Raw genomic sequence first — 12,136 nt, 5'->3', positions numbered from 1 at the left:
TTCAATTTTTTGAATTCTTATAGCACCCAGGCCAGCGGTATGCTTCAGAATTCCAGATTATACAAGGAGCTGAAGGAATATGTTAAACAGGTAGAAGACCTGGAACGTTATCAGGAGAGTATCTTCGAATCAATGACAAATATTCTTATCACCACCGATGAAAAAAACAATATCGAATACTTCAATCAAAGTGCTGAAGTGTCCATGGGCATGGACAAAACCTCCCTGGGAATTCCCCTTGTTCAATATTTTAAAAAAGGATTGAGCAAGAAACTCCTGACAACGGCTGTAAAAGTTGGCACTTCCGGGCAGGAAATCCTTGGATTGGAAGGGATATATAAAAGAGACGGTGAGGAAAAAGACATGGATTTTTCTCTGAATGTCTCGCCACTGAAGGGAGTTCGGGGAAAACACAAGGGTCTGACTCTTCTTTTCACAGATCAAACACGGGAGCAGGAACTCAAGGCATCAGTGAATGTGGCGACAGAAGACCGACGTGTCATCAAGGATATGTTTGCCCGTTATATGTCCAGCGATATAGTACAGAGCCTTATGGATTCTCCCGAGTTGATAAAACCCGGAGGCGGAAGCAAAAATGCTACAGTCTTCTTCGCGGATATCCGGGGCTATACTTCATTTTCAGAAAATAAATCTCCCGAGTATATCATTGAAGTTTTAAATGAATATTTTACTGAGGCTGTTGAAATTGTTATCAAATACGGTGGCTATATCGATAAATTCATCGGAGACTGCATTATGGCGGCCTGGGGTGTTCCACTTGTGAATGAGAGTGAAGATGCCATTAAAGCGGTTTCCTGTGCAGTGGAGATTCAAAATCTGGTGAAGGCGAAGGATCGCCAATTTTTCACCGGTAGGGCAGCTCAATTGAAGGTCGGTTTCGGAATGCATTCAGGTGACCTCGTTGCGGGTAACCTGGGAAGCAACCGGAGGATGGACTACACGGTCATTGGAGATACTGTGAATCTTGCTGCCCGGCTGGAAGGTGTTTCCGGAGCCGGGGAAATTATTATAACCGAAGATACCCGCAGTCTCCTGGATGACCGATTTATCATTCAACCCAGAGATGCTGTCACAGTCAAAGGCAAAGTGAAACCTATACAAATATATAATGTTTCCGGAATGCGCTAATAGCCCTTTTGTAGGAAATCACCGAGGCTGTGTACAGCCTCGGTAGGTAGATAGGAGTATGTTAATGGACAAGATAATTCAATTTTTTAATACTTTTCCCCTCTATTTTTTAATCGCCGCGGCGGTTATTGTGCTGGGGATTATCATCCTGGTAATCCTCAGAATCCTCAAAAATAAAAAATTCCGCCAAATGATCGAAGCCGTAGCGGAAGATCCTGATCTGAAGAGAGCAGAAGTTCTTACAAGGTTCAGTCCCGAATATTTGTTCCGTAAATCATCTCGTATTGTTGAGATCGCTCGTAAAAAAGACGTGAATATACCTGAACTTCTTGAACTGACGGATCCCTGGATCAACAGATACAAGGCCAAAAGCAGTAAAACCCTGCAGGCATGGATTCTGGAGTTTGCTGCAGATAAAGGCCTTTACTCTGTTTTCATCAGAGCATTGGACCATCAGAAAACGGCTTTGAAGCTGGATCAATATCTGAATGCAAGCAAGGATTTTTTAAAGCTGCGTCGTATTGCTCTCTCTGGAAGAGGTGAGATCTTTGATGGAAACAAAGGTCTCAATCTGTTTGAAAGCCGTTTGGATGAAATCCGTGAAATGACGGGTGATCCTGAATGGGCGGCTCGCTATTTTGCAATAAATATCCTTCTTTATGATGAGGAAGAAAGATCGATTCGAGCTGTTTGGGAGTCCTTCGATGACTCTCATTCCCTTGTCAGATCTATTGTCGTGAAGGATATTCCCAAGGATGTAAAACCCTTCGGGACCGATGACGCGGGCAAGGACAGCCTGTATGACCGACTCTTTAATCTTCTCCTGAAGGATCCTGTATTTGAAGTTCGAAAAGCGGCTAAGGAAAGAATTGTAAAAGACTTCAGCTCTTCCTATTCCCTGGATCTGAAGAGTTTGAATAACGAACAGATTCTTCATGTCATTCAGCTCCTCGATCATAACTCTCCTGAAGATCAGGATCTGGCTCTGGGAGTTCTGGCGGGAGATGACCTGGAACTGAGACAGAATGCGGCTCGTTACCTCCAGGACTGTTCAGTTCTGGGCCGCCTCTTCCGAGAGAGTTATATAAATGATACCCAGCAGCTTGAGAGGAACTATGATCTTCTGAAAAAGGCTCTGGAAGTGAATGTAACAGGTTTTCTCAAGGAGATCCGATCCAACAACAATCGAGGCTCTTTACTATTAGCCTCTCGTCTGCTGAAAACGGCAGGCCCTCAGGAGTCCATCGAGAATCTGGCAGACCGGGTTTTTGCACAGGATGTGAGTCAAAAAGAGGATGTTGAGCTGACAGAGTTGTATCAGAACACATTGAGCTGTGTTCAATTGAGGGGAAGTGACAGGGCCATTGCCCTGATGAAGCAGGAATTACTTGATATCCAGGGACAACCAGGTCTTTTAAAGGATGTCCTGAAAGCACTGCCCCCGAGAGGCTCCTCTCAATTATTGCCTGTATTGGAAGTTTTTTTAAAGGATCCTGATTTCTCTCTCAAGGATGAGCTGAGGCAGGTACTGCTGACCATGCCCGAATCGGATGTTCTGGGAATCGTCATGGACATTATCCGTCAGGGACGGGATGTTTTTTCTCATAAAGTGAGGATTCAGGCTCTAAAGACCCTCGGCGAAATGAAGAATGCAAGCTGCCTTCAGATCATTCTGGAAAATCTTCCCATTCTTCCTCTGGAGGAAGCCCGGGAATTTGCGGTGATGCTCAGTTCCTATTCAGAAGATCTATTCAATGAAAGAGTCAAATCCATTCTCGATTCCATTGATGCCCAGAGCCGGGCCGCCATCATCGTCTCTCTGCCGGCCACAGGAAAGAAGACTTTTCTGAAAGAGATCCGAGAAGCTTTGGATGATTCAAATCCGGATGTCAGAATCGCCAGTATCTGGGCTTTGGTGGAATACCAGGAAACAAAAGAACTGGCACGCTGCGTGAATATGCTGAGAGATCCCGTCGATAGAGTGCGGATGGAAGTTGCCAGGGCACTGGGAGTCAGTGGTTCCCCTGGGGTTTTGAAAGATCTGGAAGCCATGCTGAATGACAAGAATGAAGTAGACACGGTTATCCTCGGTGTCATTGAAGGACTCGGTGCCTCCGGGAGTGCCGCGGCAGTTGGAATCCTGGTCAGGAAAATTGCGAATGATGATGAATATAAGAAAGACTGTATGCGTAGCCTGAGTCGGAAAAAAGACAAAAAGAGTATTACTGCTGCCATCGAACTGTTCAAGGACGCCGGACCTCAGCTGAGAGAAGATATGAGTACTCTCTTTAAGCTCATGGGTTACGAAGGTGAAAAAATGATGGTGGAACTTTTAAAAGAGGACATTCCTTCTCTGCACCACTATATCGCCGAGGTTCTGGAATCAACAGGATTTGTGGAAAATCATATCCGTAAGCTGAAAAACAGGAACTCCTCCATACGGCAGGAATCGGCATCCTTCCTGGCAGCCATCAGAACAAAATCCGCTTTTCGTGGAATCGTTCTGGCAGCCAGAGATCCGAATAGAGATGTCCGCATCGAGGTGACCATGGCGCTGGAAATTCTCAGTACCGAAGAAGGAACGGAAATTCTGAAGGATCTGGAGCAGGACCCGGACAAAAAAGTCCGGAAATATACCTACTGGGCACTGGAGAGGGTCAGAACAAAATCCCTGGATTGATTCTTTCTTGATAGCTAATCAGAAGTCACAGATCGGGCCTCTGATTAGCTGCATTTTTGCTTTATAATTTTTAATGAAGGCAAGATGACCTCTATAGATATTAGAATGAAAAAAGGATCTGATTATTATTGATCTTTACCCATTCAGTACTTAGACGTGTAAAAACTATCCGACGGGCTGACGCTCTTTTATTAAAAAAAATCCAACAAAAAGCTTTGGGCTTAGGGTCTTCAGTATAAGGTGATTATATGAGCCAGAATTATGAAGAATTGGATTTTAAGAAAACTCCTATTGGAGATTTGATGCTTCGCAGGCGGAGGATGTTCCAGCTTGGAGATACTGATATTTATGAAGTAAAACTGGGTGAACATTATTTAATGACGAGCCTGTTCCATGAATCAGAGTCTCAGCTGGCCAGGATAGGGCTGGATAAAACAGATCATGAGGAGCTGGATATCATAGTCGGTGGATTGGGCCTCGGTTACACTGCGGCGGCCGCCCTGGAAGATAGACATGTTAAATCTCTTGTTATTATTGAGTATCTGGATGCCGTCATTGAGTGGCATCAGAAACATCTGGTACCTCTGGGTAAGACCTTAACAGAAGATTCCCGCTGCCAAATCATTCAGGCTGATTTTTTTGCAGTATCACGGGATGATACTAAAAGTTTTAATCCTGAATTTCCGGATAAAAAATATGATGTTATTCTATTGGACATTGATCACACACCGACACATGTATTAAACCAGACAAATAAGCATTTTTATACGGAACAGGGACTGTCTGAGTTTTCCAGGCACTTAAAAAAAGGAGCTGTGTTCGGTCTCTGGGCGGATGGTGCCCCAGAGAAAGCTTTTTGCGATCATTTGGCAAAAGTGTTCAGTCATTCAGAGTCCCATCATATTCAATTTGAAAATCCGATTACAGGAGGCTCTTCCGAGGGTACTGTTTATACGGCTATAAGAAAGTAAAGAGTTGAAATCTCCCATCTACTCCCTTGGAGAAAAGCTACAGGGGAGTTGAAGAAAAAAGTAAACAATGCCCCATTGATACCCTATTTAATAGGGTGCAACATTTCTATATAACACGTGAATTCGTCTACATGCCAGCTTTTGAAAAAAATGGTCAAGTGCAAAGCTTTCCGAAGATCACTTGAGGGAGTTGGAAGTTTATCTTTGTGAGAACCCTGAAGCCGGCGATATGATTCAAGGGACCGGCGGATTGAGAAAACTTCGTTGGGCATTACCCGGCAAAGGGAAAAGCGGAAGCATCAGAATTGATTGCTACACTTATCTTTCCTTAACCACCTAACCCGGACTCTTTAATAAGCACCGTATCATCCTGCATCTTCCTGAAGATATCGCGAAACTCCAGATGGTTTTTCATAAAACATTTGAGCAGGTCAGGATCAAAATGCTCCGGTTTTGTACGCCCGTCTCCTATAAAAATAATCTCGATAGAAGCCTCATGAGAGAACCCTTTTTTATACGGTCTGTCTGAACGGAGGGCATCGTACTGGTCAACTATATTGGTAATTCTGGCTTCAACCGGAATTTGAGTACCGGTCAAGCCGTCAGGATAACCGCCGCCGTCCCAACGCTCATGGTGAAAATGGGCAATTTTCTTAGCCATGGTAATATAAGATGATTTTGAATTGCCCAGGATTTTGGCGCCTATTTCCGTATGATTCATCATTCTGGCCCACTCTTCCTTCTCCAGGCTTCCATTTTTTAACAGAATAGAATCGGGAATACCGATTTTCCCGATATCATGAAGTATGGCACTGTAATAAATATCTTCCTGAAAATCTTCGGAATATCCCGCCAGACGGGATAGAATCCTGGCAAATGCCCCTATTCTTTGAATATGGGCTCCCGTATCAGAGTCCCGGTATTCCGAAAGGATGGCCATTCGATAGATAGTATCAGTACAGGCTTCCTTAGTCTGATCCAGAGCTGTCTGGAGTTCAATGGTTCGTTCAATTACCAGATTATCCAATAACACTTTTTCATTCTCCAGCAGATTCTGATACGCTTTTATCTGAAAAGCATTTTTCAGTCTTAAAGATAATTCCTCTTCATCGATAGGTTTTGTCAGAAAATCATTGGCGCCGGCAGTAATACCCTTAATTCGGTCCTCTCTTGAAGTCAACCCTGTAAGCAGCAGTATGGGAATATGTTTTAAAGAATCTATTTTCTTAATTTCTTTAATAACCTCAAATCCATTCATTCCGGGCATAATACAATCTAAAAGTACAAGGTCAGGTTTTTCCGCGATTATAGCAGAAAGTGCACTCTCCCCGTCTGAAACTGAAGAGGTGACATAACCGAGATTGCCGCAAAGAACTTCAAGCAGCTCTCGGACTCCTTCATCATCATCGGCAATCAGGACATGCATGGGTCTATGAGCCAAACCATCATTCAGGGTTTTCACTGTAGCGCCCCTCATTAGTGATTTGCTGAATCTCCTTAATAAGCATACTGGGTTTAATCGGTTTCTGAAGAAATCGTATATTCTCAATCTTGCTTAAATCATTTGTATTATCAGAATAGTTGGTAAGAAAAATCACATTCAGATTTTTTCTGCTCTTTTGGAGTTTATGTACCAGCTCATAACCATTGGAAACGGGAAGGAGAAGTTCCGTCACCAGAACATCAATGGGGAATGTTTTAATGATGCTCAATCCTTCTTCAGCAGAAGAAGTGGAATAGAATGAATAACCGGCTGTGATCAATGACTGCTTCATCAATTCACGTATTATCTTATCATCATTGATCAGCAGTATCGTTTTTACCTGTTTTCCGGCATAGATATCATCAGAATCTCCGGCGGGCTTCCTTGAATTATCAGGAAAATAAATCCTGAAAAGACAGCCCTTTTCCAGAGGCCGAATAGTTTCAATGTAAGCACCGCATTGATGTACGATTCCGGCACAGACAGTAAGTCCCAGCCCTTTTCCCTTTCCGTGGGGTTTTGTACTGAAATAGGGGCTAAAGATATCAGCAATGTCTTTTTCTTCAATTCCGGGGCCATCATCACAAATGTCCAGTATAATATATTCTCCCGGGGGCATCCCTTCTATTTGATCATCTTCAGATATACTCTTCCCGACTATTTTATATGAAATGTGCCTGGATTCTTCATTGGGATACACGGAATTCTGATAGAGGCTTTCCAGTACAGTCAGTATCCTGCTTCGGTCGAAATTAATGCTGGTTTCCGCGGTTTCACTTTGTAGATCGATTTTATGCAGAAATCCTTCACTGTTCACTTTTTCTTTAATAAAGGTCTCTATCAATTCCTTAAGATTAAAATAGCTCATATTAAGAATGGACCGCTCGCATATTGTTATGAGGATGTTTGTTAAATTATCGATCTGCACCGTTGCTTTCTTTATTTGATCGATATATCTTACCTGCTTTTCAGATAGCCCTGAGGTCTTTTTTAAACATTCTGAAAAACCATCAATAACCATAATAGTATTATTAAGATCATGGGCAATACCTCCTGAAAGTCTCTGAAGTTCCTTATTTTCCTTATATGCAAAATGTTTAGTGCTCATTACTTTCCCTCTTCATTATTACCTGCTGATATTAATTGAAGGACGTCATCTGGGGTGTATGGTTTTTGAATAAATTGAAATCCTTTTTTCAGGATTCGTTCCAGATGAGACTTTTCATCGGTATATCCGCTTGTCAATATAACTTTCATATCTTCTTTTTTAGAAGTTATTCTGTCTACGAAATCCAGCCCCGATCCGTCAGGAAGAACTACATCGCTGAATACAATATCGATCTCATCCATGTGCTGGTGAAAAATCTTTAGTGCCTCTGTGATTGATTCAGCAGAAAAGACTGTAAAATTTTTTTCTTCAAATCTCATTTGTGTTATCTCACGGATTATTTCATCATCTTCAAGGAATAGGATGTTCCTGCCCCCCTGATAAACTATATCCACTGTTTCCTTTTCGTTATTTTCTACCTTTGATACGGAAGGTTTGAACTTAATACAGAAAACGGCCCCTTTCCCCGAAGGACTGTCAACCTGAATTTCTGCATTATGCTGTGTTACGATGCCGTAAATCACAGACAGTCCAAGGCCTGTTCCCTTGTCTTTATTCTTTGTTGTAAAGAATGGTTCAAAAATATTTGGTAGTACTTCAGGCGCTATCCCCTCACCTGTATCTTCTACAATTAAAGCGACCCGTTTTTCCATATTCCTGGTGCGAATATACACTTTTCCACCCGAAGGCATTGCATCACGGGCATTGACACAGAGATTCATTACTATCTGCTCTATCTGATGAGGATCGGCATCTATAACTGAAGGACCAGCCTTGAGATCTGTAAATAAATAGTATTCTTCCCCCATTAGCCGTTTCATTATGCTTTCCATATTTGTAATAAGATTATTGAGGCAAACCGGTTCCATTTTCATGACCTGCTTTCTTCCGAAAGCCAGTAATTGCCTTGTCAGGGCTGTGGCCCTATCGGCAGCTTCGTCGATTCTGAGGACGAATTCACTTAACTCTTTATCTTTGGATAATTTACCCATAAGCAGCTCACTGTAACTTTTTATGATAGTAAGAATATTGTTAAAGTCGTGAGCTATCCCCCCGGCAAGCATACCGATGGATTCCATCTTCTGAGCCTGCCTAAACATGCCTTCTAACTCCAGCTCTTTGGAAACATTCCGTTTTACGGCCACATAGTGAGAAACATTCGCTGATTCATCGAGCAATGGTGAAATAATAGCTTCTTCTGTGTACAGGCTGCCGTTTTTACAGCGGTTAATCATAATTCCCCGCCAAATAAGACCCTTTGAAATAGTCTCCCAGAGATCAATGTAAAAGGCATCATTCTGTTTCCCGCATTTCAGAAGGCGGGGATTGCGGCCAATAACCTCATCACGGGAATATCCGGTCACTTTCTCAAAAGCCGGATTGATATATTGAATGTTTCCGGATGTATCAGTAATCACAATCACTTCTACGGATTGTTCAATTGCAGTGCTGAGCATTTTAAGCTCTATTTCTTTTTTTATACGCTCGGTGACATCCCTTATTAATCCAATAAAACCTGTTGTATTTCCATTATTATCCTTCAAAAAATAGATACTGGTTTCTCCGGGGAATATCTCGCCATTCTTTTTTTTATAATTTACTGTATATAAAAAAGGAGAGGCATCGCCAAGATGCCGCTGTAAAGCCTGCCCAAGCTCGGCGAACTGTCCCTTATTTTCATAAACGTAGACCGTTTCTTTATTAATAATTTCGCTTAACGAATATCCGAACAAATCAGAAAAAGATTGATTGCATTCAATTATTTTCCTATCATTATCAGCAATTAAAATAGCGTCTCTTATGCTATTGTATAATCCTCTATATTTTATTTCAGATTCTACCAATTCTTCCATTTTCTTACCCAGTTCGGCTGTCCGCTCTACTACCTTTTCTTCCAATGTTGCTTGAACATTATGCAAATCGGCTTCAATATTGAGGAACTCAGTTATATCAGTAATAATAATACAAAGGGCTCCTAAAGATTCCAGTGGTGACGAATTTAATGAAAGACGCAGGATTTTCTCTGTACTTATATTATGGTTTTGAAGGATAATTCTCAACTCAGCCTTTTCTTTTATCCCGTTTTTAAGAAGATTGTTGAAAGTTTGTTTATCACCTTTTCCCAAAAAACGAAGGAAAGATGAACCGATAATATTTTCAATTGACTCATTTACAAGTACTGCGAATCGCTGATTGCAATATAGAACTACACCTTCTGAATTAAGGGTTACCGCTCCTTCACTCATTTTTTCAATAAACACCCGGTAGGGGGTTTCTTCTGATGTAAGAGAAAAAATCTTTTCACCCTCATTACCCGAAAAAACAATTGCATCGGTTTCTCCGTTCTGGAATGCGCTCAACGCCTCCTCGACTTCAATCAGTCTGGAATGCAGATTTTTATTGTCAAGAAGTAATTGCTTATAGCTTAATATTTTCTCTGCCATTTGCTGCTCCTATTCTACCTTTTGCAGATCAAGACCAATCAGTACCTTTTCAGTATTTGATAAATCGCCAATGACACGCCTTAAGGGGGGCGGGATCTTTCTAATAAGAGTCGGCAAGGCAATTATCTGTTCTCCCTTTGCCAGGCCGGGCTGCTGGTAAAGATCGATCACCTTCAATTGATATTGACCCTTTAGATGTTCTTCACAAATCTTTTTTATATTTGCAATAGCATGGGTAGATCGTAATGTCGTTCCGGCAATATATAATTTCAGGATATACCTTTCTTCAGCTGGTTTAGCATCAGGATATTGTTTCATGGCTGCCCCTTTTAGATGTTTTCTTCCCATTTAAAGTTTTTTGAGTTACAGAGGAGCCGGCTTTTCTGCTTTTTGACATTTCGAACCGGTCTTGTTTCAATCTCATAATTTTATTCTGCTCGATAATCAATTCATTTGCCGCAACTAACTCTTCCGCTTCAAACTCTATTCTGATAGATTCAATTTGAGCTTCAAGGGCTTTTCTTTTCCGCTCCAGGACAAGCTGCTTTCGTTCTCCATCTTCCTTTATAAGCAGTTCATCAGCTTTTTCTTCTGCTTCCCGGGCCAGGCGGGCAGAACCCGTTAAAACACCGGAGGGGCCGGTATAAACATCACGCAAATCCACCCCTTTATCGGTTAGAATAAATTCGCGTACCTGATTGGAGTTAGCCATACCGCGTGATTTGATGATATACATTGTGCGGTTACGCTCATCTCCGATTTCTATATCCCGAAGAAACAACCAGGTATCAACCATATAAGAGCCCGAAACAGATGAATGACCTGAAGCGCCGCCGGAACCAGTTAAAGCAGTGAATAAGGTAGTTACATGCTTCATCTTAAGAAAATCAACAAGGCTTATGAGCATCTTGTTGATATCAATATCGTTATTACCAACTGAAAATGTGTTGATAGGATCGAATATTACAATATGAGGCTTGAAGTCGATGACACTCTTTTGGGTAACTGAAAGATGCATATCCAGCCCGTACAATGTGGGTCGTGTGGCATGGAAAAGAAGCAGCTCTTTCTCTTCCCATAATTCCAGATTAATTCCGATTGAAAGCATATTTCGTTTAATCTGGCTGGGAGACTCTTCGTAGCAGAAAACCAGAACCCGTTCACCCCTCTTACAGGCGGCATCAGCAAAATGGGCAGCAATGCTTGTTTTTCCCGAACCGGCAGTGCCGGAAACGAGGACAGTGCTGCCGCGGTAGTAACCTTTGCCTTCAAGCATATCATCGAGGGCGGGAATCCCGCTGGATATCCTGTCGTTCGATACAATAGAGTTCAAACTCAGAGAAGTTATTGGTAATACCGAAATTCCATTTTCATTAATCAGAAATGGAAACTCGTTAGTACCATGAACTGAACCGCGATACTTGACAATCCGAAGCCGGCGTGTGGATTTTTGATCGATAATCCGATTATCAAGCACAATAACGCAATCGGAAACATATTCTTCCAACCCCTGGCTTGTAAGAGATTTATTTCCCCGTTCAGCAGTAATTATGGCTGTAATCCCTTTGTCTTTCAGCCAGCAAAATAAACGATGTAATTCTGAACGCAAAATTACCTGGTTTGGTATACCGCCAAACAATGGTTCGATAGTATCGATCACAATTCGTTTTGCGCCAATGGAATCAATTGCAGCAGCGAGCCTGATGAATAAACCCTCTAAATTGAATTCACCTGATTCTTCAATTTCACTTCGATCGATTTGGACATAGTCGATCACCATTTTTTTGTTTTTAACGAGATCGTCCAGATCAAAACCGAGGGATGCCACATTTACTGCCAGGTCCTTAACGGATTCTTCAAAAGATATAAAAACGCCCGGTTCTTTATACATTCTGGCACCGCGAACAAGGAACTCCATACCAAAAAGCGTTTTTCCGCAGCCGGCACTTCCGCAGATGAGAGTTGGTCTTCCCTTTGGTAATCCGCCGTTGGTTATTTCATCCAAACCCTGAATACCAGTCAGTGATTTGGGAAGAGTTTGGTCTTTTTCTTCTTTTTTAACCTTTCCCATAGCCCTTTGACTCCTTGTATTTACTCGAGATCTAATTAAATGGTAATTCCTTATTTGTAAAAGATATATAAGTCAATGCTGAGTAGATTGTAGGCAGAGGATTATTTTCTTGTAGGAAATTCCCTGCAGACTATTCGATAAGTTTCATCTCCAGGGCATAGCGGGTCAGCAGCGCTTCCGAATTGACATGCAACTTTTCGTAGACCCTGTGTTTATAGTTGCTTATAGTC

At 41.9% G+C, this 12,136-nt stretch carries 8 protein-coding genes; 3 read left to right on the top strand and 5 right to left on the bottom strand.

Annotated features, from left to right (window positions below):
* The 3 genes from PF479_RS14945 to PF479_RS14935 form a co-directional block, all read left to right on the top strand.
* Positions 1 to 1,149, top strand: a 1,149-nt coding sequence (locus PF479_RS14945) for an adenylate/guanylate cyclase domain-containing protein (RefSeq protein WP_298008028.1), incomplete at its 5' end; no start/stop codon positions are given.
* Positions 1,150 to 1,213: 64 nt separating this feature from the next.
* Positions 1,214 to 3,829, top strand: coding sequence for a HEAT repeat domain-containing protein (locus PF479_RS14940; protein ID WP_298008026.1), 2,616 nt, complete (start codon positions 1,214 to 1,216; stop codon positions 3,827 to 3,829).
* A gap of 248 nt (positions 3,830 to 4,077) precedes the next feature.
* The gene (locus PF479_RS14935) at positions 4,078 to 4,800 is read left to right on the top strand and encodes a spermidine synthase (protein ID WP_298008024.1); all 723 of its coding nucleotides are present in this window, start codon (positions 4,078 to 4,080) and stop codon (positions 4,798 to 4,800) included.
* Positions 4,801 to 5,128: 328 nt separating this feature from the next.
* Here PF479_RS14935 and PF479_RS14930 read toward each other — a convergent pair whose 3' ends face one another.
* From PF479_RS14930 to kaiC, 5 genes are read right to left on the bottom strand one after another with little or no spacing between them, the layout of a single operon-like run.
* Positions 5,129 to 6,262 (bottom strand): HD domain-containing phosphohydrolase, encoded by a 1,134-nt coding sequence (locus PF479_RS14930; RefSeq protein WP_298008022.1) that lies wholly within the window; start codon positions 6,260 to 6,262, stop codon positions 5,129 to 5,131.
* A complete protein-coding gene (locus PF479_RS14925; RefSeq protein ID WP_298008020.1) occupies positions 6,246 to 7,391 on the bottom strand; it encodes a response regulator in 1,146 nt (381 codons plus the stop codon). The genes PF479_RS14930 and PF479_RS14925 overlap by 17 nt, the downstream gene beginning before the upstream one ends.
* Complete coding sequence (locus PF479_RS14920) at positions 7,391 to 9,835, bottom strand: PAS domain S-box protein (RefSeq protein WP_298008018.1); 2,445 nt, start codon at positions 9,833 to 9,835, stop codon at positions 7,391 to 7,393. The genes PF479_RS14925 and PF479_RS14920 overlap by 1 nt, the downstream gene beginning before the upstream one ends.
* Before the next feature lie 9 nt (positions 9,836 to 9,844).
* Complete coding sequence (locus PF479_RS14915; RefSeq protein ID WP_298008016.1) at positions 9,845 to 10,153, bottom strand: circadian clock KaiB family protein; 309 nt, start codon at positions 10,151 to 10,153, stop codon at positions 9,845 to 9,847.
* Complete coding sequence (kaiC, locus tag PF479_RS14910) at positions 10,137 to 11,906, bottom strand: circadian clock protein KaiC (protein WP_298008014.1); 1,770 nt, start codon at positions 11,904 to 11,906, stop codon at positions 10,137 to 10,139. Before kaiC ends, PF479_RS14915 begins: the two co-directional genes overlap by 17 nt.
* Between the last annotated feature and the right edge of the window lie 230 nt (positions 11,907 to 12,136).

The organism is Oceanispirochaeta sp. (assembly GCF_027859075.1).
GTDB lineage: Bacteria > Spirochaetota > Spirochaetia > DSM-2461 > DSM-2461 > Oceanispirochaeta.
The sequence above is the reverse complement of the archived record's forward strand: the minus strand, read 5'-3'. Positions and strand labels throughout refer to the sequence as shown.

Excerpts from the sequence above, each read along its gene's own strand:
- PF479_RS14940 (WP_298008026.1), top strand. The coding sequence starts at position 1,214 with ATGGACAAGATAATTCAATTTTTTAATACTTTTCCCCTCTATTTTTTA.
- PF479_RS14935 (WP_298008024.1), top strand. The coding sequence starts at position 4,078 with ATGAGCCAGAATTATGAAGAATTGGATTTTAAGAAAACTCCTATTGGA.
- PF479_RS14925 (WP_298008020.1), bottom strand. The coding sequence starts at position 7,391 with ATGAGCACTAAACATTTTGCATATAAGGAAAATAAGGAACTTCAGAGA.
- PF479_RS14920 (WP_298008018.1), bottom strand. The coding sequence starts at position 9,835 with ATGGCAGAGAAAATATTAAGCTATAAGCAATTACTTCTTGACAATAAA.
- PF479_RS14915 (WP_298008016.1), bottom strand. The coding sequence starts at position 10,153 with ATGAAACAATATCCTGATGCTAAACCAGCTGAAGAAAGGTATATCCTG.
- kaiC (WP_298008014.1), bottom strand. The coding sequence starts at position 11,906 with ATGGGAAAGGTTAAAAAAGAAGAAAAAGACCAAACTCTTCCCAAATCA.